This is a genomic window from Synechococcus sp. R65.1 (assembly GCF_047461755.1).
Lineage (GTDB): Bacteria > Cyanobacteriota > Cyanobacteriia > Thermostichales > Thermostichaceae > Thermostichus.
In genome coordinates this window covers 1-21,282 of the sequence record NZ_JANSHU010000018.1, presented here as the reverse complement: position 1 = coordinate 21,282, position 21,282 = coordinate 1, and the positions used below count along the sequence as shown (strand labels likewise).

Annotated in this window: 29 protein-coding genes; 9 read left to right on the top strand and 20 right to left on the bottom strand. The window is 60.1% G+C overall.

Translation table 11 applies throughout. From position 1 onward, the window contains the following. Nucleotides 1-25: 25 nt before the first annotated feature. Nucleotides 26-1,531 (top strand): cysteine--tRNA ligase, encoded by a 1,506-nt coding sequence (gene cysS, locus NW814_RS08505; RefSeq protein WP_414405953.1) that lies wholly within the window; start codon nt 26-28, stop codon nt 1,529-1,531. A gap of 18 nt (nt 1,532-1,549) precedes the next feature. Here the strand turns inward: cysS and NW814_RS08500 are convergent, their stop codons facing one another. The 8 genes from NW814_RS08500 to NW814_RS08465 form a co-directional block, all read right to left on the bottom strand. Next, entirely contained in the window at nt 1,550-3,073 is a 1,524-nt protein-coding gene (locus NW814_RS08500; RefSeq protein WP_414405952.1) for a S10 family peptidase, read from the bottom strand. A gap of 128 nt (nt 3,074-3,201) precedes the next feature. Then, nucleotides 3,202-3,795, bottom strand: a complete 594-nt coding sequence (locus NW814_RS08495; protein WP_414405951.1) for a hypothetical protein — start codon at nt 3,793-3,795, stop codon at nt 3,202-3,204. A 211-nt stretch (nt 3,796-4,006) separates the two neighbouring features. Beyond that, nucleotides 4,007-4,495 (bottom strand): Fe-S cluster assembly sulfur transfer protein SufU, encoded by a 489-nt coding sequence (gene sufU / locus NW814_RS08490; protein ID WP_414405950.1) that lies wholly within the window; start codon nt 4,493-4,495, stop codon nt 4,007-4,009. 248 nt (nt 4,496-4,743) lie between these two features. After that, the gene (locus NW814_RS08485; RefSeq protein ID WP_414405949.1) at nt 4,744-5,451 is read right to left on the bottom strand and encodes a DUF1995 family protein; all 708 of its coding nucleotides are present in this window, start codon (nt 5,449-5,451) and stop codon (nt 4,744-4,746) included. Between the two features lie 13 nt (nt 5,452-5,464). Continuing rightward, entirely contained in the window at nt 5,465-5,923 is a 459-nt protein-coding gene (locus NW814_RS08480) for a GUN4 domain-containing protein (protein ID WP_414405948.1), read from the bottom strand. A gap of 40 nt (nt 5,924-5,963) precedes the next feature. Next, entirely contained in the window at nt 5,964-6,542 is a 579-nt protein-coding gene (locus NW814_RS08475) for a hypothetical protein (RefSeq protein WP_414405947.1), read from the bottom strand. A 58-nt stretch (nt 6,543-6,600) separates the two neighbouring features. Continuing rightward, nucleotides 6,601-8,556, bottom strand: coding sequence for a bifunctional metallophosphatase/5'-nucleotidase (locus tag NW814_RS08470; protein WP_414405946.1), 1,956 nt, complete (start codon nt 8,554-8,556; stop codon nt 6,601-6,603). 189 nt (nt 8,557-8,745) lie between these two features. Next, the gene (locus NW814_RS08465; protein ID WP_414405945.1) at nt 8,746-9,066 is read right to left on the bottom strand and encodes an MGMT family protein; all 321 of its coding nucleotides are present in this window, start codon (nt 9,064-9,066) and stop codon (nt 8,746-8,748) included. 66 nt (nt 9,067-9,132) lie between these two features. Here NW814_RS08465 and NW814_RS08460 point away from each other — a divergent pair, with 66 nt between their 5' ends. The 3 genes from NW814_RS08460 to ndk all read left to right on the top strand — a co-directional run bounded on the left by NW814_RS08460 (nt 9,133) and on the right by ndk (nt 10,910). Continuing rightward, complete coding sequence (locus NW814_RS08460) at nt 9,133-9,645, top strand: hypothetical protein (protein WP_414394490.1); 513 nt, start codon at nt 9,133-9,135, stop codon at nt 9,643-9,645. A 49-nt stretch (nt 9,646-9,694) separates the two neighbouring features. Beyond that, a complete protein-coding gene (locus NW814_RS08455) occupies nt 9,695-10,366 on the top strand; it encodes a HupE/UreJ family protein (protein ID WP_414405944.1) in 672 nt (223 codons plus the stop codon). An 88-nt stretch (nt 10,367-10,454) separates the two neighbouring features. Further along, nucleotides 10,455-10,910: a nucleoside-diphosphate kinase gene (ndk, locus tag NW814_RS08450; RefSeq protein ID WP_414394494.1), complete on the top strand. Its 456-nt coding sequence runs from the start codon at nt 10,455-10,457 to the stop codon at nt 10,908-10,910. Between the two features lie 20 nt (nt 10,911-10,930). Here ndk and NW814_RS08445 read toward each other — a convergent pair whose 3' ends face one another. Both NW814_RS08445 and NW814_RS08440 read right to left on the bottom strand, forming a co-directional pair. Next, nucleotides 10,931-11,356 carry an NfeD family protein gene (locus tag NW814_RS08445; protein ID WP_414405943.1) on the bottom strand — a complete coding sequence of 142 codons (426 nt, stop codon included), beginning with the start codon at nt 11,354-11,356 and terminating at the stop codon, nt 10,931-10,933. 60 nt (nt 11,357-11,416) lie between these two features. Beyond that, nucleotides 11,417-11,650 carry a hypothetical protein gene (locus NW814_RS08440; protein WP_414394500.1) on the bottom strand — a complete coding sequence of 78 codons (234 nt, stop codon included), beginning with the start codon at nt 11,648-11,650 and terminating at the stop codon, nt 11,417-11,419. A 133-nt stretch (nt 11,651-11,783) separates the two neighbouring features. Between NW814_RS08440 and NW814_RS08435 the strand changes: the two genes are divergently transcribed. After that, nucleotides 11,784-11,978: a hypothetical protein gene (locus NW814_RS08435; RefSeq protein WP_414394503.1), complete on the top strand. Its 195-nt coding sequence runs from the start codon at nt 11,784-11,786 to the stop codon at nt 11,976-11,978. On the opposite strand, the gene NW814_RS08430 is transcribed toward NW814_RS08435, so the two are convergent. Genes NW814_RS08430 through NW814_RS08420 form a run of 3 tightly spaced genes read right to left on the bottom strand, consistent with a single transcriptional unit; the run spans nt 11,954 to nt 14,007 of the window. Then, a complete protein-coding gene (locus NW814_RS08430) occupies nt 11,954-13,045 on the bottom strand; it encodes an SAM-dependent methyltransferase (RefSeq protein WP_414405942.1) in 1,092 nt (363 codons plus the stop codon). The genes NW814_RS08435 and NW814_RS08430 overlap by 25 nt on opposite strands. Continuing rightward, nucleotides 13,024-13,629, bottom strand: a complete 606-nt coding sequence (leuD, locus tag NW814_RS08425; RefSeq protein WP_414394509.1) for a 3-isopropylmalate dehydratase small subunit — start codon at nt 13,627-13,629, stop codon at nt 13,024-13,026. Before leuD ends, NW814_RS08430 begins: the two co-directional genes overlap by 22 nt. Before the next feature lie 48 nt (nt 13,630-13,677). Next, nucleotides 13,678-14,007, bottom strand: a complete 330-nt coding sequence (locus tag NW814_RS08420; protein WP_414394511.1) for a phasin family protein — start codon at nt 14,005-14,007, stop codon at nt 13,678-13,680. A 307-nt stretch (nt 14,008-14,314) separates the two neighbouring features. Here NW814_RS08420 and NW814_RS08415 point away from each other — a divergent pair, with 307 nt between their 5' ends. Next, on the top strand, nt 14,315-14,611 hold the full coding sequence (locus NW814_RS08415) for a hypothetical protein (RefSeq protein WP_414394512.1): 297 nt from the start codon (nt 14,315-14,317) through the stop codon (nt 14,609-14,611). A gap of 122 nt (nt 14,612-14,733) precedes the next feature. After that, nucleotides 14,734-15,045, top strand: a complete 312-nt coding sequence (locus NW814_RS08410) for a hypothetical protein (protein ID WP_414405941.1) — start codon at nt 14,734-14,736, stop codon at nt 15,043-15,045. Nucleotides 15,046-15,048: 3 nt separating this feature from the next. Here NW814_RS08410 and NW814_RS08405 read toward each other — a convergent pair whose 3' ends face one another. The 5 genes from NW814_RS08405 to NW814_RS08385 all read right to left on the bottom strand — a co-directional run bounded on the left by NW814_RS08405 (nt 15,049) and on the right by NW814_RS08385 (nt 18,623). Continuing rightward, nucleotides 15,049-16,440, bottom strand: coding sequence for a serine/threonine protein kinase (locus NW814_RS08405; protein WP_414405940.1), 1,392 nt, complete (start codon nt 16,438-16,440; stop codon nt 15,049-15,051). A gap of 113 nt (nt 16,441-16,553) precedes the next feature. Next, nucleotides 16,554-17,147, bottom strand: a complete 594-nt coding sequence (locus tag NW814_RS08400; protein ID WP_414405939.1) for a chorismate pyruvate-lyase family protein — start codon at nt 17,145-17,147, stop codon at nt 16,554-16,556. Nucleotides 17,148-17,318: 171 nt separating this feature from the next. Further along, complete coding sequence (locus NW814_RS08395) at nt 17,319-17,819, bottom strand: AbrB family transcriptional regulator (protein ID WP_414394523.1); 501 nt, start codon at nt 17,817-17,819, stop codon at nt 17,319-17,321. A 32-nt stretch (nt 17,820-17,851) separates the two neighbouring features. After that, the gene (locus NW814_RS08390; RefSeq protein ID WP_414405938.1) at nt 17,852-18,268 is read right to left on the bottom strand and encodes a Fur family transcriptional regulator; all 417 of its coding nucleotides are present in this window, start codon (nt 18,266-18,268) and stop codon (nt 17,852-17,854) included. 31 nt (nt 18,269-18,299) lie between these two features. Continuing rightward, nucleotides 18,300-18,623, bottom strand: a complete 324-nt coding sequence (locus NW814_RS08385; protein ID WP_414394812.1) for a DUF1825 family protein — start codon at nt 18,621-18,623, stop codon at nt 18,300-18,302. Nucleotides 18,624-18,747: 124 nt separating this feature from the next. Here NW814_RS08385 and cobT point away from each other — a divergent pair, with 124 nt between their 5' ends. Further along, nucleotides 18,748-19,875: a nicotinate mononucleotide-dependent phosphoribosyltransferase CobT gene (gene cobT / locus NW814_RS08380; protein ID WP_414405937.1), complete on the top strand. Its 1,128-nt coding sequence runs from the start codon at nt 18,748-18,750 to the stop codon at nt 19,873-19,875. Here cobT and clpS read toward each other — a convergent pair. Continuing rightward, complete coding sequence (clpS, locus tag NW814_RS08375; RefSeq protein ID WP_414394530.1) at nt 19,824-20,135, bottom strand: ATP-dependent Clp protease adapter ClpS; 312 nt, start codon at nt 20,133-20,135, stop codon at nt 19,824-19,826. The two genes, cobT and clpS, sit on opposite strands and share 52 nt — an antisense overlap. A gap of 245 nt (nt 20,136-20,380) precedes the next feature. Further along, the gene (locus NW814_RS08370; protein WP_414405936.1) at nt 20,381-20,776 is read right to left on the bottom strand and encodes a hypothetical protein; all 396 of its coding nucleotides are present in this window, start codon (nt 20,774-20,776) and stop codon (nt 20,381-20,383) included. Between the two features lie 74 nt (nt 20,777-20,850). Between NW814_RS08370 and NW814_RS08365 the strand changes: the two genes are divergently transcribed. Further along, a partial coding sequence (locus tag NW814_RS08365; RefSeq protein ID WP_414405935.1) for a RibD family protein occupies nt 20,851-21,282 on the top strand: 432 nt, incomplete at its 3' end.

The following is a 21,282-nucleotide window of genomic DNA, read 5'->3' as shown; positions in this document are numbered from 1 at the left end:
CTACAACTACAAACTGGGACTTTCCATGGCTTTAGTGGTCTATAACACCTTGGCCCGGCGCAAAGAAGTATTTCAGCCCCTGTCTGCCGCGGAAACGCCCCCTGGGGAGAAGCCTTGGGTGCGGATGTATGTCTGCGGCGTTACGGTTTACGACCTCTGCCACCTGGGCCATGCGCGCACCTATGTGGTGTGGGATACAGTGCGCCGCTACCTAGAGTGGCGCGGTTACCGGGTCAAGTATGTGCAGAACTTTACCGATGTGGACGACAAGATCCTCAAGCGGGCGCTGGAGCGGGGCGAGTCGATGCAGGCGGTGGCAGAACGCTTCATCGCCGAGTATTTCCAGGACATGGATCGCCTCAACATCAAGCGGGCCGATCTCTACCCCCGGGTAACTCGCTCCCTGCCGGCAATCTTTGAGCTAATCCAGTCCCTGGAGCTCAAGGGCTTTGCCTATCGAGTGCGGGCTTGCCAGGAGAGAATCTCAGGCTATGACGTCTACTACGCCGTCCGTAAATTCCCGGATTACGGTCAGCTCTCCGGTTGCAAGCTGGAGGAGCTGGAGGCAGGGGCCAGTGGCCGGGTAGGAGAGGAAGGAGCCGGCAAACGGGATCCCTTGGATTTTGCCCTTTGGAAGGCGGCTCCCCCCTCGGAGCCGGGGTTTGAGTCCCCTTGGGGCTGGGGGCGGCCAGGGTGGCACATCGAATGCTCTGCCATGGTGCGGGAAAACCTGGGGGATCACATCGACATCCACGCTGGCGGTGCAGACCTCATCTTTCCCCACCACGAGAACGAGCTGGCCCAATCAGAGCCGATTACTGGCAAGCCGCTAGCCAAGTACTGGCTGCACAACGGCTTTGTCAATGTCAACGGCGAGAAGATGTCCAAATCGTTGGGCAACTTTACCACCCTGCGCCAGGCTCTTGCCCTCTACCACCCCATGGCCCTGCGGCTGTTCTTGTTGCAGACCCACTACCGCAGCCCGATTGACCTCACCGAGGCTGGAATGCAGGCGGCTAGCCGCGGCTGGGAAACCCTCGAGAAAGGGATCCACTGCGCCCAGCAGTTCTGCCAAGGGGAGACGGCCTCCCCTGCTGCCGAGGCCATGCAAGCCTTCCAGGAGGCCATGGACGATGACTTTGGCACCCCTGGGGCACTGGCTCTTGCTTTTGAACTGGCCAAGGAACTTATCCGCGAGCACAACCTGTCGACCCACGAGGGCTGCACCCACCTGGAGCCGCAGGTGCTAAGGCAAAAAGGCGCCGCTCTGCTGGAGATCCTGGCCACCCTAGGCTTCTGCTGGACCCAGCCTGGCACTGCGCAGGGATCTGAGAAAGGCGTTGCCAAGGGAGAACTGGCCAAGCTTCCACCTCTTGAAGACGCCCAGATTGAGGAGCTGGTGGCCCAACGCACGGCAGCCCGCAGGGCAAAAAACTTTGCCGAGGCGGATCGGATTCGAGAGCAGCTAAAGGCCTTGGGGATTACCCTCATCGATCAAAAAGATGGCACCACTCGTTGGCTGCGGGAGTAGGAAGCCTGGGGTAGCGGTCTATCTTGAAAGGCTAGCGGTGGCCTGGCGGTAGAACTCGCGCATCTCAGCAAACCACTCAGCCCGCGAGGGATCCCAGGTGTAAAACATGTGGCCGCCGCGGTAGTGGCGCAAGCGGAGGTTGGCCTTGAGGCGGGGATCCAACTTCATCAGATCCACCAAGTGGTTGGAGGCAAAGTAGGGCGTAACCAAATCGTAAAAGCCGTGATGGATGCTCACCTGCATGTGGGGGTTGAGGGCCATGCTGCTGCGCAGCTCGTCCATGGCGCCAATGAAGCCCTGCTTCAGCTCCCCCTTGGGAGTAAAGCGCCACGACTTGAACACCTCCAGGTTGAGGAGGTGGTAAGTTAGCTCCGTCTCCACCTGCAAGGTCTCCCGCAGGTGACTGTTGATGGCAGCAGTAAACAGGCGATCTATCCCATCCAGGGTGGGATCGGATCCCTCGAAGGTAGGTCGATCCGGAAAGGGATCCACGGTGGTTACAGAAGCGTCGTAAAGCCCCAACACCAGCCGCTGGGAGCGCAACAGCTCGCGGGCAAAGCTAGCCGGGTCGATCCGCCCCCCTTTGTGGGCCACATACTCCGCCGACAGGCCGATCCCTGCCGCCATCTCGGCGTAGATAGCCTGCCGCTCTGCCTCCGGCATCGCCTCCCCCATGGCCAGAAGAGGCAACAGACGTTGCCGGGCAAAGTTTTCCGCTTTGGGCAGGAGGATCTGCAAATCCTCCCCCCAGCCACATCGCCCATGATGGGCCGCCGTGGCTACATAGGAAGGGAAAAGCATGGCCCAGGTGCTGAGGTTGTAGTCGTTGGCCTCCAGCAACCCAAACTCAAGCGCTGGCGAAATGAGAATCGCCCCTGAGAGGCCCACGCCAAACTTGGACTGCAGCTCCTTAGCCAAGCGTGCTACCCGAAACCCCCCGTAGCTCTCACCGGCGATAAAAATCGGAGAGAGCCAGCGTTTGTGGCGCGAAAGGAAGCCCTGGATAAACTCGCCCAAGGACTGGAGATCCCGCTCCACATCCCAGAAGGGCGCTTCTTTGGGAGGCTCCTCCTTGTCCTGCAGCGGAGCAGGCTTGGGGGCAGAGGTTGCCGTTGCTTCCTGGGACGCTTTGGAGGATTGGGAGTCTTCGGTGAGGGCGCGGCTAAAGCCGGTTCCTACTGGATCAACAAAAACTAGGTCGGTAAAGGGCAGCCAACTTTCGGCGTTATCCACCAGTTGCACCGGCGAGGGCGGCAGACTGCCGTTGGGCCCAAAGCGGATGCGTTTTGGCCCCAGGGATCCCATGTGCAGATAGGCAGAGGCGGCCCCTGGCCCTCCATTGAAAACGAAGGTAAGAGGGCGGTGCTGGGGGTCAGAGTCCTGCTGCAAATAGGCGACGTGGAAGATCTCTGCTACGGGCTTTTCTCGGCGGAAGAGCCTTTGCCAGCCAGCCAAGGCCTTGTAGGGGAAGGGCTCTCCGCCAGCGGTAAAGATGTGCTCAGTAACGTGCAGGGCAGGGGTGGACTTGGGTTCTGCTGCCATAGTCGAGGTTCCTCCATTGGGGCAGAGCGCTGGGCGTAAATGCCGGGGCTTGCGCTGCCTTTAGCTTCCCCCTACCACTGGGCTAGAGGGATCCCCTAGCTGGCTAGATGAAGCAACGTCCACCAATCCTACAAAGCCAGCGGAGCTTCTAAGGTCAAATAAAAAGACTGACCAGGACGCAGCACCACCACCTGGGGAGCGGTGACATTGCCCACCACCACTCCAGCCACCGCGCCCCCCAGAACGTTACCTGGCGAGAGGTTGCCTGTGAGGGCCCCCAGCAACACGCCGGCGGCTGCCCCGATAGCCGCATCTTCGGCAATGGCCCTAGGTGTGTACTGCCGGGGATCCTTCTCGTCGGGAAGGACGCTGGAAGAAGCCCGCAGGCTATAGGTGCGACCGCCAAGGACAATGGAGGTGGCCACAAAGCGGGATCCACCGGGGGCTGGCTCCATTTGTCCGAAAACGCGACTGCCGGCTGGGATTACTAAACGCCCCTGGCTGTCGAAAATGTTCTCAGTAACAGCCACCTCCAGAGGATAGATGGTGTCTGGATAAAAGTACTGCGGTCCTTCGCTGCTGAGGCTGCCGACGGGGATAATGGTCCCCTGATCAAGGCGGTAGGTCCCCAACTCGAAAAGGGCCTGCGCCTTCACCGGCAAAGAGACTAGCCCAGGGATCCCGGTTAAACCAATTGCGGCTGCTACTAGAATGGCTCTCATCGCAAAATCCCCTGTTAGATAGAGGCTCACAGCCCTTCCGCGCTAGCCAGCCTGTTTCCTCTACATTTTATCCAGTCAAAGTTCCGGCTCTTTTTCCGAGCCGAGCAGCCTTGCCTTCAACTTTGAGCAGTTCTAGTTGCCTCCTTCTGTGCTCTTGGGGCAGCTAAGGTCTCATGGCAAGTTAAGATCTATCCGTTTGAGCCATGAGGATTCAGTCAATGCTTTCGTTGCTAACAAAACCTGGCTCCTCTGCAGAGTCATCGGTTGCGGGGGATTGCAGCGCATGTTTGAGAGCATGCCAAGCCAGGTTGGCACACTTGATGCGCACTGGGAACTGGGCGACTCCCTTCATGGCATTGAGGGAGCGATACTCCCGAGGGAACTCTTCGCCGCCCCGCATCATGGCCTGGAAGCGCTCCACCAACTGCAGGGCTTCGGGGATGGTACGCCCCCGCACAGCATCAGCCATCAAATCGGCGGAAGCCAGAGCAATAGCACAACCTTCTCCCTCGAATTTGATATCGACGATCCGCTCCTGGTTGGGATCCAGTTGCAAAGTGAGATCAATAGTGTCGCCACAGGAGGGGTTGTGGCCGCGTTGGTGGCGATGAACTGGATTTACCCTGCCAAAGTTGCGAGGCTTTTTGTAGCGCTCGAGAATAACTTGTTGATAGAGTCCGCGCAGGTTGTCAAGAGGCATCGTTGTTCCCAGATTGCCGCTTTGGCCGGAGAGATAAAAACCTCAGGAGCCTAACTTAATCTTAACTTCGCTCCTGGCAAGGTTGGGCTTGCAAAGGGGGCAATCCCCATCTGCTTTAGGAGCCATGGCGAGGCTACTTTGGGGAGCGTGGCTCCCCCACAAGCTGTGGCTAAGTCGGTGGCCAAACCAGCAAGGGGCTTACGGTCGGCTAGAACCAGCAGAGGTCTAGTCGGGGCCGCAAACGGCTTTCAGAGGAATCCCAACCAGCGCCGCCAGCTCCACCAGGGAGTTCCTTTTCGGCGAGCCTGGAACAGCTCGGCCACTTCTTCGCCACTGGGCCGGGCTCTAAAGGTCTGGAGGACGCTGTAGAGGCCGGACTCCTCCTGCTGCCACACGCTCCAGGGATCCGGATAGGCGCGAAACAGCGCCCCTTCCGCCAGCGAGCGCAGGTAGTAGCTGGTCTCAAAGGTACTCAGGAAGCGTTGGCGCAGCCGCCGACCAGCTAACCCCACTCCCACCGTGGCCGCATCCTGGAGCTGCGGGTTGAGGAGAACAACGGGCTTGGGATCCCTGCTGCTGACCGCCTGGCAAACCCGCTCCACCTGATCCAAGTTGTAGACGGCGGGCATGACGAAGAGAAGGCTCTGTTCTGGGGTGGGCTGGGTACGGGCCGTTAGGCTCTGCAGTTCCACTCCTTCGGGCAGGGATCCCCACTCCCGCTGGGCCAGCGCTGCTCCGCCGGCATCACTAAACAACACCAAGGCCGGTGGCTGGAGCAACTGCAAGAACGGACGAGCCAAGACTTCTGGCTTAATCTCCGGAGCGAGGATCTCGATGAGCAGGCGGCGATACCCTGCTTGTATGGCCAGCTGTGTGGCCTGGATGGCCTGCTCACAGGCCTGGGCTAGGTCGACAGGTAAATTAGGAAATTGGGCTAGTTGTAGGTGCTCGGTCACAGGTCAATCCAACTTAAGATTCTTCCCAAGCCCTGTGGGTGAGTAACTCCTCCAACACCCGCACCCCCCGCAGTTGGTTGGAAAGGGGCAGGTGGCCCTTGGGCGCAGACAGATCCCAGGTAAACTCGTCAGGGTAGCGGGTCCAGTGGTAGCCTTGCTTCCAGCCAATGAGCGACCAAAAGCGCTCCCAATTGCGATTTACCCCCAGCCATAGCTGCCGCTGCACCGAGTAGCCAAAGCGATCTCCGGAAGCTGCCCGCCAGAGGCGATCGATGGTGCGCAGATCCTCTGCCGGGATCCGGCTCACCTCGGAAAAATACAGCCAGCCCCGCCGCACTGCCCCCTCTCCTGCTGCGCGACACAATAGTTGCAGACTTAGGCGATCCGCCTCCCGCCAGGCTCCCGCCGACAACAACTCCTGCAAAGGCCGGTAGTCGATGTTCAGGGCTGAGATCAGAGGGACGGTTACCATTGCCCAGCTGCCAAAGGTCTTCCTCGATATCTTAGTCCCCTCAGCTTTCGGGCGGGTACCGGGGTGGATCCCCGAGGAGGAGGCGATAGCCAATGTAGGCTACCCCCAACAGCCCCGCCAGGATCCACAGGAAAGTCGAGAAGGGTAGGTAGGAAAAGAAGACAACATAAACCCGGCGGCTGAGCCAAGAAAAAATCAGATAGGCTGCCGCTAAAAGGCCGATCCCTTGCAGCGTGCGAAAAGCTGGCACCCGCGAGAGGGGCATGCGCTGGCGGGCCACCCAGATGGAGGCGAGGAAATAGTAAGGAGGAACCAGCAACAGGAACATATTCGCCTGCTTCACCACCGCTTCCCAGCCGGCTGTGTTGGTGGCGTAGGCCAAGTAACCCGCCCAGAGGACAAGGCTTACCGCTGCCAAGCCGAGGTTTAGGCTGAGCAGAAACGGCTCTTCCCACTGCCCAGGGATCCAGTGACAGAGAACCCAAACCAACCAGGGGGCAGCAAAGAGCAAGAGGGCAATCGTCAAGCCGTTGTCGTTGAGCTGAGTAAAAAACGTTTCCAGGGTCATGAGGGCGAGAGGAGGGAAGGTGGGTTTTGCTCGATAGTAGTGTAATTCCAATCCAACGCTAAACCCCTCCCCACCTAGGGAAGGGGCAGCGTGCCTGAACCGGCTCCGACTACAAACCCTGCAGCACCGTATCCTGGCGCACCGAGAGGTTCTGGATGCGGGTATCCTGGGCAGCCGGGGTGTCGGCTTGAGTAAACACGCCGATCTGCCGCAAGTACCGAGCCAGAGCGTCCTGCTCGCTGCCAGGGGTATCGAAGGTGAGGCCGGAGCCGGGGGCCAAGTTCACCCGGTTGGGGTTGGACAGGCGCGGGAAGGGATAGTCATCCCCACCGTTGGCCAAGAAGTCCAGCGTCACCATGCGGAAGGTACGGCGGGGATCTCCCTGCAACTGGCCGTTGCGCACCACCACATCCGGGCCCCTGGGCGTATCCACCCGCAGGGAGATGACGCGGGATCCCGGTGGCCGCGAGGGATCGAAGCTGAAGGCAAAGCCGCCAACCTGCGGGAAGCGGCCTGGTGTAGCTCCCGGCTGGGTTTGGGCCACCCCATGTTCTACTATCTGCTTGAGCTCCTCGGCGGTGACAGTCACCAAGGACAGGCCGTTGTTGAAAGCAAGAGCAGTTTCAATATCCAATTGCGAAATTTGGCCCGCCTGCTTGCCAGCCTCAGGGTTGGCCACCGGAGGGATCCGCCGTACTGGCTCGCCGCCGCCGCCGCCGGTGGTAGCTCCAATGGGAGCGCGAATGCCGCCGCCGTTTTTGAGGGAGATGACGGTGGTGGGGTCAACAGTTCTGGCGTAGGCCAAGTTGGCATCAGCCGTGAGGTTGCCCAAGTTGGTTTCCTCAGTGCGCACCTCGGCCCGCAAGCCGTTGAGGAATTGGGTGGTAGAGCCAAAGGTACGGCCATCCTTGGCGCGGATGATGCTGCCGATTTCGTTGGCGATCCGCACCACCTCGGGATTGGGAGTGCCGCGCACGGCTGCCACCCCTTGGTCATCGGTGGCGTAGGCGCCGCTCACTGGATCGATGCGGGCAATCACCCCGTTGGCGTCGAAGCTAACCACCAGGCGGCCCACGTAACGGTAGTTGGCGCCGGTGTTCACCACTGCCACCGGTTGACCGCTAGCCGAGGTGCGCAGAATGGGGTAGTCGCCCGTGCGCACATCCTCAGGGCGCAGGCGGTCAGTGGGCTTGGCAAGGACGCGGTGGGAGCCACCCGCAATGATGACATCGACATCCCGCAGCTGGGTGGCCAGGGTCACCTCATTCTGGAGTTGCTGCAGGTGGGCTAGGAGAATGATCTTATTGATGCCCTGCGCAGTGAGTTGGTTAACGAAGTTTTGGATGAGGGCAGCATTGACCTGGTCGGTGTCGTCCACCCTGCCTTCCACCCTCACCTCAGGGCCGGGGCTAGAAATAGCAGCTAGGCGCGTGGTCGTGGCTCCCACCAGGCCGATTCGCTCTCCTCCCACGGTAATCACTGCTGTCTTGACGATCTTGCCGCGGATGGAGCTGGCCTCTTGGCCATCGGCAGCAAAGTCAGAGCTGGCCAACTCACCAGTGCCGCTGAAGCTGAGGTTGGCGCTCAAATAGGGAAAGCGGGCACCTGCGTAGCCGCGGCTAGTGTCGGGTCGGATCAAGTCGCGAATTTGGCGCGTGCCTTGGTCAAACTCGTGGTTGCCAAAGGCAGCCGCCTCAAAACCGATAGCGTTGAGGATTTCCATGTCGGCTTTGCCAGGGGTGCGGTCATACCGGCCCCGCAGCGAGGGATCCGCGCTGGCGTTGTAGAAGGGGCTGGGAATGTAGTTGTCGCCGCTGGAGAGCACCACCGTGTTGGGAAACTGAGGCCGCAGCGCATTGATCACCGCGGAGAAGCGCGGCGCATCCTGAACCGCGGCAACCGAAGCCTCGAGATCGCTAGCGTGCAAGATCTGCAGGGTAAAGGTGGGCGGCTGAGAGGAGAGCCTGACGTTGGGATCTGAGGCGATAAACCCTGCCCCGCCGCCGGCTGGAGGAACTGAGCTACTGTCGGTGGTACCGCAGGCGCTGGCCAGGCTCAGCAGCAAGCAGCACAGCCCAACCCGCAGGAACTTGGCCAGAGCGTTCAGCCAAGCTGGAAGCCCTCCCTCAGCAGGGGCAGCCCCTCGAGCACGACAAGCTGGTTTCATGACCACTCAAGACGCATCCGCATTCACGTTACCAAGGCTGGACAGGAGATTTCGCTATGACCTGTTTAAGGTTAGGTCAAGCGCAGGTTAAGCTTCCCGGGGATCCCAGCCAAACTGCTGCAGATCCACCCGACCTTCGGCGTCAAAGGGGATCCCTTCAGCTTGGAGTAGGACTTTTTGCAAGTCGTCGTAGCCAAGGCGAAAGGGGGAGTAGGAAATGCGCCCTTGGGCGTTGATTACCCGGTGCCAGGGGATGTCGGTCTCTTGACCTTGCAGGCGAAACAGGGCATAGCCCACCTGTCGGGCACAGCCAGGACAGCCGGCAAGCCGCGCCACCTGCCCATAGGTAGCTACACGCCCCGGCGGGATCCGCCGCACGACTTCATAGAAGCGCTGGTAGAGGCTCACAGGGATCCCTCCCTAAACTCTGTAGACAATGGAATTGGCTGATGACGGGCACCGACCCTTTAACCTATGAGCTACCTAATTGCGGTACTGCCGGATCGCCTGGCTGCCGAGGCGGCCTACAGCGCCCTGGAACAGGCCGGTTTCCCCCTGGAGCGATTGCACCTACTGGGGCGAGGCTACAAAACTGCGGATGAGTTTGGGCTAATCGACCCGGCCCAAGCCGCGCGCCGCCAGATGCAGCGCCTGGCCATTTGGCTGGTGCCCTTTGGCTTTTTGGCTGGGGTGGGGTTCAGCGTCTTGAGTGGTTTGGATACCTTTGCCTGGGCGGGACCTATAGGCAACCATCTGATCGGCGGCCTGTTGGGTGCGCTGGGCGGGGCCATGGGCAGCTTTTTTGTGGGGGGCGGGGTGGGCCTGACCAGTGGCTCCGGCGATGCCTTGGCCTACCGCAACCGCCTCAATGCGGGTAAGTACGTACTCATTGTGGAGGAAGAGAATGAAACCCGCCTCCGCGAGGCCACGCGGATTTTGCGCCAGTTTGAGCCGGAGAACCTGCAGGGGTACAGAGAGCGCCCCTAGACTGGGAGATCTGGGCAGCTATTGAGAGAACTCAGGGAGGTCCAAAAGCATGTCTTGGCTGTGGCAGCAAGTCCCATCGCCGCTTGGGCGGTGGCGGAAGGAAGGGATCCCCAGCTTTGCCGCTGCTGGGGGTGCACTGGCAGTTACGGGGTTTTTTTCGCCGGCTTTTGCCCACCACGCCCTGGGAGGGAAACTGCCTGCAACGGCCTGGGAGGGATTTCTCTCCGGGCTGGCTCACCCTGTCATTGGCTTGGATCACCTGGCCTTCGTCGTGGCCATCGGTCTTGTGGCGGCGGGGCAGCCCTGGCGCTACGGGATCCCTTTGGGCTTTGTGTTGGCAGGTCTGGTGGGCACTGGGATCCACCTGGCCGGCTGGGATCCCCTGGGACTGACGGAGCTGGCCATTGCCTCTTCCGTGGTTCTCTTCGGCTTGCTGCTGGTGCAACCGCGGCAGATCCCCAGTTGGCTCTTGCTAATAGGGGGATCCCTGGCGGGGCTATTCCATGGCTATGCCTACGCCGAAACCATTATCGGCGCCCAACCCATGCCTTGGGTGGGATATCTACTGGGGTTGAGCACCGTCCAGTATGGGGTAGCTCTCCTGGCCCTTTGGGCAGCAGAACGCTGGGGGTTGCGGATCCCTGGCTTAACTCGCTGGGCCGGCTGGGCGATTACAGTGGTGGGGGCTGCCTTCCTGATCTTGGCAGTGGTGGGCGCGTAAAAAGCGCTAATTTTGCTCCCTTGCGCTCGGGATCCCCGATCCGGTACAAGGATAACGGTGAAGATAGGTAACAACAAGGGGAGATCCCATGGAGCGCACCTTTATCGCCATCAAGCCGGACGGCGTGCAGCGGGGTCTAGTGGGCACCATCATCCAGCGCCTGGAAAGTCGGGGCTACCAATTGGTAGGCCTGAAGCTGGTGCAGGTAAGCCAAGAGCTGGCAGAAGCCCACTATGCTGAACACAGGGAGCGCCCCTTCTTCCCCAGTTTGGTAAAGTTTATTACCTCGGGGCCGGTGGTGGCTATGGTTTGGCAGGGCAAAGGGGTGATTGCTGCTGCTCGTAAGCTAATCGGCAAAACCAATCCCCTAGAAGCCGAGCCAGGCACCATCCGCGGCGACTTTGGTATTGACATTGGCCGCAACCTTGTCCATGGCTCTGATGGCCCGGAAACCGCCCAGCGGGAGATTGCCCTCTGGTTCCGAGATTCCGAGCTGGTGAACTGGATCCCTGCTGCCCAAAGCTGGATTTACGAGGAGCCCTAAATGCCAGAGAGCTCCAAGCCTCAAGATTCAAGCAGCTGGGTTGGCATCACAATGAGGGTATTGCCCTTGCGATCGACCACGTATACCTCCTGGCCGGGTTGGATCTCCACGTCAGGAATACTGCATTTGGCGTTCCAGGTGGAGCCAAGATAGGAGACTCGCCCCTGCTTCCCTGGCGGAATGGCTGTAACTGCCCGCGCTTCCCGCGATTCTTTCAGGATATCCTCCAACTGGGCCGGGCCCTTAGGTACCAGGCGTTGGCTGAGGAGGATCAGCGCAATCGAGAGCAGCACCCAGGCCAAGAACTGGGCCCAAACCGGCAGCCCCCAAGAAGCCAAAAGAGCAGTTCCCAGCGCCGCCACACCCGTTGGACCAGCCACCAGTCCCGGCAAGAACAGCTCAGAGGCAACCAGAAGCAAGCCAAAGGCAAGCCAAGGCCATACCATAGAGCCCAAGGATCCCACTACGTTTATTATGAGCCGCGGCACCTGGAGGCTGGGCAGGGACTAGCCGCCTAGGCGGTAGTTCTCCAAAAACTGCAAGGGATCTTCCTGGGGAGGAGTCTTGGGCAGGTTCCTGGACTCGGCAAGCCGCATGAGCGTCTCCCAGTCTGTATTCATGATGAAGTCCACCGCTCGACGGGCTGCCTCTCGGTGGGGGCAGGCCTCGCCCAGGACACATCCATCCCGGCACAGCGTGGCGCAGTCGTGCTCGAAGCTTTGGGGATCCGGGCCAGCCATAGGGTCTTCCTCTCCTGCGGTTTCATCTTTTCTTTAGGATACCTGAAGAGAATCTTGCGCTTGCCGGGGATCAGAGCTGGCGGGGATAGGGTAGAGGGGGTGAGGAGAGCTGCTCAAGAGGAGCAGCAATTCCATGGAGTTTGCACAACTGCAGGCCCTAGTAGAGCAGGCCCTAGAAGATAGGAAGTTAACCCGCACCGAGTTGGAGCAAATCGTCAGCGCTATCCGCTCCGATGGCAAAATCTCCCCCGAGGAGCTGCGCTTGCTAGAGTCCATCCGCGAGAAGGTGCTGCACCGGGAAATTCAGGTAGTGGAAACCGCCGATTGAGCTCCCTTTCGCAAGTAGAGGGTGACTTCGCTGCGGTTATGGAACAGGTGGCGCGCCCTCACCACGGCAAAGGTACTGCTTAGGATATCGAGCGTTTGCTGCAGCACCCGCAGGCGGCGGCGGGAGGGAAGTTTTAAGGTCATCAGGGCTGCCCCCTCTGGCTCCAGATGAGGGGCAAAGGCTGTCATCAGGTGGGCAGAGGTGCGGCCATCCAGGCGCATGTCGTTGAGGATGAGGTGAAACCGCTCCCTACAGCGGGCCAGGTAGGCTTGAGCGCTGAGGCGATGGTAACAAATGCCGGCATCGGAGTGGAGACGCTCGTCCAATGCCGCCGGATCCACCGCTGTTACCTCCTGCCCGTAGAGGCGCAGGATGCGCGACCATCCCCCTGGTGCTGCCCCCAGATCTAAAGCCCGCCCTCCTGGCTGCAAAGGGATGTGGAACACCTGGATGGCTTCCAGCAACTTGAACTCAGAGCGGCTAATCTGACCGGGATCGCGGCGGAAGCGATGGATGCCGCCCGCCCAGTTGGAGAGGTTTTGCTCAGCCAGCGACAAGCCTAGCCAAACTCGGATCCCTGTCGAGTTAGCCAGGATCACCACCGAGATCACCTGTTGGGGATCCCTGACCTGCAGCGGCGATCCCACTGCCGCCACTACCTGGGCTGCCAGGGCTTCGTTGATCTGAAAGGGCTTGAAGTTGAGCTTGCCAAATAGGCGCGTCTGTACAGAAAAGCTGAGGGCCGGGTTGATGGCGGCCAGCAGCTCTTCATCTAGGCGGAGTCCTGCCAGGGATCCCTCGTCCAGCCAAAGCTCCCGCTGGATGGGACAGATGTGGCGCAAAAAAATAGGTGGGTTGGCCTGCCAGCTCTGGGCAAGGTCGGCAAAGGAACGCCGGCTGCACACCCACATCAACCCCGTGGCCTCGGGAAGGAGCTGGACGACGGCCTCTGGATCCGCAGCCACGATTTCCCGCCTTGCCAGATCCAGAAACTTTGGGTCAGCGCTGCCCAGCCACTGGTGGGTAGCAGGGGAAAGCGACCTGCTCAGCGGGCTCCTCGCTGCCATCGCAGGTAGGGCAAAGAGGCAGCTACCTCCTGAATGCGGTCGCGGGCAGCTAGCAGCTGCGCCGTGGCATCCCAAGTGCCCTGCACCAGCATCTGCCAAGCCCCCTGGGGGATCTCGACGGCGGCGGCTTTGTCTTCCCAGCGCACCTGTTTGTTGAGGAGATCCAGCGTTAACTGGAGCTCTGGGTTTCTGGCCACTGCCTCTTGGAGAGTTTGAATCACGCTCGCAGGCGCTGTGACACAGGGGATCCCTAGAGTCAGGCAGTTGCCGAAAAAGATCTCGGCAAAGCTTTCGCCAATGAGGGCTCGAATCCCCCACTTGGCCAGGGCTTGGGGGGCATGCTCTCGACTGGAGCCACAGCCAAAGTTGGCGTTGACCAGTAAAATCTCCGCACCCTGGTACTGAGGCAGGTCAAAGGGGTGCTGGCCAGCCGCTTGGGCGCGGTCGTCAGCAAACACGTGCTGGCCCAGGCCATCAAAGGTGACGCATTTGAGGAAGCGGGCCGGGATGATCCGGTCGGTGTCAATGTCATTGCCCACCAGCGGGATCCCTCGGCCTGTGATGCTTAAAACTTCGCTTGCCATGCAAACTCTTGCGGGAACTTCAGCCTCAGCCTAGAGATTGGCTAACGGTCAGAAGCGGCGGTAGAGCTGGTTCTCCAAGTTGCGCACTTGTCGCTCCAGGCGATCCAACCGCCCGCGCAGCTCGTCCATTTCCGACTGGCAAGGCACGCCTAAGTCCTGCAAAACGTTGCGCACCTGCCGCTGCACGTAGGATTCCAGGTTGCTCTGTTCAGATTTCACCTGGTTGAGCAGGTTGTTGAGGAGGTTAGAGGCCTCTTCTGAGCTAAGCTGCCCCTTTTGCACCAGCTCATCGGCAGCCTTCTTCAACTGCTCCGCTAGCAGCGTAGTGGTGCCAACGCCCACGAGCAAGAGCTGACGTAAGATACTGTTGTTGTCCAATGCTGCCCTCCCGAGAACGCTTGACCAACGGCACGGGTCTCCATGACCAAAGACCGGATTTCCAGCCCCCTTCTTCGGGACGGTTTCTGCCATCATAACAAATGGCCTCTGCCAACTCAAAAGAGTACTTGGGCTTCGGCCCAGAACTGTTGCTGGCAGCGCGGAGCGCCTGCAGGAATTCCTGCTTTCTCGAGCAGTGAAAACGCCAAAGCGCTAGCAACAGCGTTGAGCATTCCCCAAAAGATGCGGGAAGATCAGGAGTAAGGGACCGGGATCCCACTACTATCTCGTTTGCTGAGGAAACCCAATGCACGACCTGGACAGTTTGCCAGAACCGGTAGCCAATGCCCTGATCAAAAGCCTGCTTACGGATCTGGAACGGTTGATCAACCAGCATGGTTTGTCCGAGGTTTTGGTGGGGTTGGCCATGTATTGCAATGTGCAGTTCAAGGCCAAGCTCAATAAGCCCAACCGCACGGAGAAAGATGAGGAGCTGGGGTTTTACTTCCGCGACGCTGCCAAAGCCCTAGAGGTAGCAGCCAGCCTCACCTACCGCACCATCGATCGCTCCCAGCCTAGCCAGCCGGCCCAACCCAACGCCTAGACACCAGCGATCTTGCCGTCATCCCCAACTGCTCTCCTTGAGGGAGAGGGGAAGGGATTTAGGCTGGCCAGAGATCCCTTGCAGTTTTTATCCTGGTGGGCAAAAGTCTAGCGAGGCCGAGCGTGAAAATTGTCTGGGAACGCAGCATTTACGCGGGCAATGGCCGCGTGCCCTGCATTATCTGCGGCGGATGGGTCACCCCTATCCAGAGGAAGGGGCAGCAGGTGCTGCTGGCGGTAGTCTACAACGACCGCGGCCAAATCTATGGCGAGATCTGCCGCAGTTGCCTTAGTCTGGGGGCCAAGGGCATCAAAGAGTATCTCCGAGAGCGGATTGCCCGCCTGAGGAGGCAACTGCAAGATCTGGAGGAGCTAGAGCGGGAAGAGGTGCAACTGCCCACACTGGAGCAGGAGTTGAGTGCCTATTTGGATTGACAACTACACCTTCTGCCGTTCAACCGGGATCTTCAGCCAACGGCTCAGCTCCGCGGCCAGCCACTCCAACTCCGGCTCCTGCAGATCTCTTAGCTCGTACTTGCGGATGCCTGCCCAGATGTTCAACTGTGGGCTTACCTCCACCCGATTCCCATCGGAATCCCGTCGGGTATGGCGTGGGATCAGCTCTAGCCGGTCAATATCCCATCGCCGACTGGGGGGAACATTGCCAAACCTCAGGCCAAACACCTCGTGAGCCAGGCGAATGTATTTTGTGTCGATCCGTAGGTGGGCCTTGCCGAATAGACCGTAGAGGATCCCGCCCACCATCCCCAACCCCACCCTCCAGAAGGGCAGCATGAATAGGCCAAACACCAGATTGACCGGAAAAGGCGCAGGCACAACCGATATGATCGTGAATAAGGTGATGAAGGAGTTCAAAGCGATGGCGACAGGCAGCAACACCAAAACACCGGTTTGCCGGGCCGGGATCACCACCTGAAAGGTCTGTTCGGACTTGTGCAGTTGAATCCGGCTGCCTGCTGGCTGTCGAGGAGGGACTGCTGCTGCGTCTGAGGGAATCAAGGCGGGACGACGATCCAAATGCTCCAGCGCCTCCAGGGCCTGCCGGGCGGAGGCGGGACGATTCGCCACCAGAGGCTCCGTCAACCACCGCAGCCAGTCGCGAAAGGGCGGGCTCAGTTGCACCGCTTGCTCGAACGCAATCCGGGATCCCTCCTGGGGCAAGTCCGCCGGATGCTGGCCCGTGAGCAGGTGAATCAGCGTGGCGCCCAGGCTGTAGAGATCGGAGGCGGGCACGGTTCTGCCGCCAAATTGCTCCAGGGGCATGTAGCCGTAGCTTCCCACCACAGTGTAGGATCCCTGCTCCCGGGGGGCAGCCGCCTGAACCGAACCAAAGTCCACCAGATACACCTGCTGGTCGGATCCCAAGAGAATGTTGCTGGGCTTGAGATCCCGGTGGATGACCGGCGGATGGAGTTCGTGGAGGTAGATGAGGATGCGTAGCAGCTTCTGCGCCAAGTCGCGCACCTCCGGCTCAGCAAAACGCCGCCCTCGCTCCATCCACTCCTGCAGGGAGGGAGCCTCGATGTAGCTTTGCACCAGCGCCAGGCCGCGCCCCCCTTTCAGAGCAATCTCAAAGCAATCGCGGTACCGGGGAATGGCTGGGTGGGAGAGGGTCTGTAGGACTTGGGCTTCCCGCTCAAACAGCTTCAGATTGTCCCAGTTGAAATCCGGCCCAAACAGGAGCAGCTTGATCACAACTGGCTCTGAGGTGAGGAGATCCCGTGCCAGGTAGGTGTGTCTGCCGCTGCGCTTGCTCAGCCGCCGCTCCAGCTGATACCGCTGGCGCAAAACAGGAAGCTCTGAAGCCATGCTCCTTTGCTTCTGGGGCCCTTTTTTTGCTCAGCTCCATAGTAGCCGCTCACCCAAACCCACCTGCAGCAGGCTAACGGCACCAAGGGCAGCCGTGTGCCGTTGGATTGGCCCTAGCCGGTCAAAAACTTGGCCCCTAGGCGCGAGGAGAAAACTTCGTAAATAACCGTCAAAGGTTGGCCTCGGTGCAGCAAAAGATAATGCCTAGCCCAGAAAGGGCCAGGACAGTTGAGCAGCCGGGCAATGGGCTCAGCTTCGCCGTAGTAGAGGCGACGCACCTCGCGAAAGGTCTCCAGTTTTTCTTGGATTAGATTTTGGCCGATGGGCAAATCGGGATGGGGCAAGTATTGAGCCAGATGTTCCGCGTTCCACCAAGAGGTGGCATAGAGCAAGGGCTGTTGCGAGGCCGCTCCGCCCAGCCAAACCCGCCGCCGCATCAAGGGGGATCCCAGCCGCGCCAGATCCCTAGCCAGTTGTGGCATGGACTTGGGGACAGCGCTTTGCTCGGCCAGTAGCTCGACCTGGGCCGTATCTAACAGATGGGCCTGAATTGGTTCCAGGGTCAGAGTGGCCAGATTGCGAGTGGTCAAGCCATCCCCCAGCAGCAGCAACCGCAACAAGGGATCCACCCCTAGCAGCTCCGGCTGAAGGGGGTCAGCCTCTCCCTGCCACTGCAACCGCAGCGGCCACCACTCGGCTTGACCCATGTTGCCTAGGAAAGTCTCCTTGGCAGAGCAAGCCGAGGGCCAAGGGGATACTGCCCCAGGAGCATGGTCGATGGAGAGAGGGGGAGAAAGTTCCAAGATGGCGGTGCGGTTGTGAAGTTCTGTATCGACCCCTAGTCTAGCCCACTCCCCCTCTCCCCTCCGAGGACTTTCCTAGCTCGTACCCGGCTGAATCAGCAGCCGCACCACCCAGGGGACGACCACGATGACGCTAATCAGACGAGCTAGGTGCATAACTACCACCGTGCTGGCCTGGGCCCCCATGTCCAGGGCAATTAAGCTCATATCGGAGATACCCCCTGGGGCCGTGCCCAAGATGGCAGTAAGGCGCTCGATCCCCAACCAGCGGGAGATCAAAAACCCCGATAGAACGCCGGTGCTCACCGCAATCACGGTACACACTAGGGCTGGCCGCCACAGATCCTTGAGGGCGAGCAATGTCTCAGCGGTAAGCTTACTGCCCAAGAGAATACCCAGTATCACCTGCAGGACAAAGCGGATTCCAGGTGGAGGAGTGGGAATCGGGATGGCCCCCCAGACATTGACCAAGCCGACTGCCACCATCGAGCCTACTAGAGCTCCTGCTGGCAGCCTCAGCTTGACTGCAATCAAGGCACCTGCCAACCCAATCAACACCGTCCAGAGATAGCTCATCATTGCGGCTTGGCCTCAAGGCAAGAGGATGACTAGCAGTTGGGGTTGGGCCTGCTCCCTCCACGGCATTCAGCACAGATGCCGTAGAAGTCAAGCACATGGTACTCGATAACAAATTGGTAACGGCTGGCAATCTGCTCCTCTAGATCCCCCACGGGACAACCTGACAGAGGCACCACCCGCCGACATTCAGTGCAGATCAGGTGATGGCGACTGTGGCCGTTGCTGGGCAGAAGCTGGTAGTAGGTTTGCTGATCCCCCAAGTGGACGGCCTGCAGCTTGCCCTCGTTGCGCAGCGCCTCCAAGACCCGATAGACAGTGGCCAAGCCCACCGTGTGGTTGGCATTGCGCAGCTTCAGGAAAATCTCCTGGGCCGAGAGGGGCCGCTCGCTTTGCTCCAACACCTCCAGGATCAATTGGCGGTTGCGGGTCTGGCGGGAGGAGGACATGAGCCTTTTCCCTTGGGGGTTACTGGGAGAGTCAGCGCTCAGCGTCGGCTTCAGCTTTCATGCGCTCCAGGGTTTGGTGCATTTGGTCAAACATTTGGCTAAGAGAGAGCCCTAACCCCCCCAGTTGGGTTTGCAATTGCTTAATGGTCAGTTGGGCCATAAAATCGTCGGAAAGCTCCAGCCGCTTCATGAAAATGCGCTGGCGCTCCAGCAACTCTTCCATGTGCTGGATAAAGATCTTTTTGCCTTCCCGGTCAAATTGACCGTAGCGCTCGCCAAGTCGCATCAGGTTTTGGAAATCCCGAAACAGTTGCTTAGCTTCTTCCTGAACAATCTCCGAGTCGAAGAAGCCCATGGCTTTCCCCTTGCCCCCAACAAACGACATTCGATATACCTATCCTATCCGATGGCCTTGGGGAATGCAGGCGTTGCTATCTTCTGGCCAGTACGGGATCCCGTCCTGCAGGTAATTATTGGCTATGCTCCTCCTTCCCTGTGTTAAGGCTTACACTCAGCTGGCTTTGGCCCAGCAGTGGTGCCAACGGGTGCAGGGATCCCGGCCTCTGTTTTTGGCCTGCCTGGGGTTTACGGAAACAGCCCTTATTCCAGGCATCTCTGCTGCTGGCGCCACGCCCTCTCTGCGGCGCTACACCGCCCTGGCTGATGGGGAGGTGCTGCTGACTGGCCGTTCTTGCCGCTTGCCCACATCGCCCGAGGGCTATCCTTCGCCAGTGGTCATCAGCCGCGCCATCTTAAGCGAGCTAGGGATCCCCTGCCGCGTGTTCGACTGTGGTCTGCTAGAGCCTTTGCCAGGCGCAGAGAAGGTGCCTTCTGGAGGGCCAGCCCGCTGTCTGAGCACCGGCCAGGCCTTGTCCGTGGAACAGGTGAGATCCCTGTGGCAGGAGGGGTATGAGCGGGGATCCCAACTGGAAGCCAGCTACTGGGTCGTCGGAGAGTGCGTGGCCGGCGGTACTGCAACAGCGCTGGCGGTGCTGCTAGGGCTGGGCTGGCAGGCAAACGGCATGGTCAACAGCAGCCATCCAGTTTGTAACCACGCCCAAAAGCTGGCCTTGGCCCAGCGGGGTCTAGCCAATCTCTCCCCCACTGCCACTGCGCCAGAGGTAGTGGCTGCCGTGGGGGATCCCGTGCAACCCTTCATCGCCGGGTTAGCCATGGCAGCAGCCCAGCGGGGGCCGGTGCTGCTGGCGGGAGGAACGCAAATGCTGGCAGTGCTGGCCCTAATGCGGCGCTGGGGAGAAGAGGAAGGGATCCCCTGGCCCCCTGAACACGTGGTGGTAGGCACCACCCGCTGGGTGGCGGAGGATCCCTCTGGCAACACCGTGGCTCTGGCGGAGCTGTTGGGCAATGTCTGCCTCTTGGCCACCCAACTAAGCTTTGCCCAGAGTTGCTACTCCTCTCTTCAAGCCTATGAGCGAGGCTATGTCAAAGAGGGAGTAGGGGCTGGCGGCCTGGCAATTGCCAGCAGCTTGTATGCTGGCTGGGGTCAGGCAGAGCTATTGGCTGCCGTTGAGCGCAGCTACGAGCACCTACTGCTTCAGGCCGGCTCCAGCGGAGCCATCGTCAGACCCTCCCGCAGCAGCTGCTGATGGTAGAGCTCCGCTTGCTCCTGTGGGCCGACCCAGACAACGGCCTGCCCTTCCCTGTCCACCTGCATGGTCAGTTGCCGCGCCAAGGGCAAAGTCATGCCGGGGATGTACTTGAGCAAGCATTCGGTAACGTGCTGGAAGGTGTTGATGTCGTCGTCTAGGACGATCACTTTGTAGTTTGGGTAGGGCTTGCGAATCCGCCCTGTTATCGAAGACAACTGCTCCAAAGCACGGGTTGGAGTTTCTGTGATTGCGGTCATAGCAGCTCAGGGTGAGACAACCTCTAGGTGCTTGTAACCAATGGCCCAGCTTCCAGGAGCGGCCGCTTGACCACTCAAGCCAAGCTGCGAAAGCCGCCTGCTTGTGATTACTACTACTAGCTATTTTTAGCCAGTTTTGTAGCTATGGTCAGCCTGCGCCTGCCTGCGGATTCCCGCACCAGTTTGCAGCTAGGGCTCTTGCGGAAGCGCTAAATATCACGCGGATTCTGGCAGCACATCAAGCCCTAAGAGGGCCGTCGTTCTTGACTTTGGGCAAACTGTTGCAGCTGCCGCAGCATTAGCAGGTGGCCCAAGCCTAGGGGCAGGAGCGAGACGGCCTCTACCCGCAACTGCACCCAGCCGTTCCCCCACCGCCAGTCGCAGTAGCCATCGGCACCACCCCACATCACCAGCCGCAGCCGTTGGGGCAGCAGGATTTCCACCTGGTGCAGGATGGAGATAGGGCCCCACTGGGCGGCAAAGGTGCTGCCTTGCTCTAGCTTGGGGGGAAGGGATCCCTGCAGTTGCTGCGGCCAAATCCACTGCTGCAGAAGTTCCACCTCTGTTAGGCAACGCTGCAGAGTCGAGGAACTGGCCTCGACAGCGATGCGGATAGTGGAGGACTGGAGCGTTCCTAGCATATAACCCTGGAGCCAGGGCACAGGCTGGTCAATACCCCTGAGTCTATCCTGTGCTGATTGCTAGAGATCTGCCTTTGAAAGCCCCTCGTCCCCACTTGGTGGCCATCTTGGCCCAAAGTTTGGATGGCAAGCTCGCCGCCCACCGCGGGCAAAGGCCCCATTTCCCTAGCCCTGAAGACTATCGGCACCTGGAAACCCAAGCTGCTCGGCAACAGGCTTTAATTATGGGGGCAGCCACGCTGCGGGCCTACGGCACTGCTCTCCGCCTGCGGGATCCGGAGCTCATCCAACGCCGAATTGCACAGGGTCTCCCCCCTCAGCCCCTGACGATCATCTGTTCCGGCAGCGGCGAGATTCCGGAAGAGCTGCCGTTTTTTCGCCAGCCCCTCACTCGCTGGCTGTGGACGACGCCGGCGGGCTCCCGCCAGTGGCAGGGACGGCCCGGTTTTGCCGAGATCTGGGTGGCCGCGGATTGGGATTTGACCGCTCGCCTAGCCCGCCTGCGG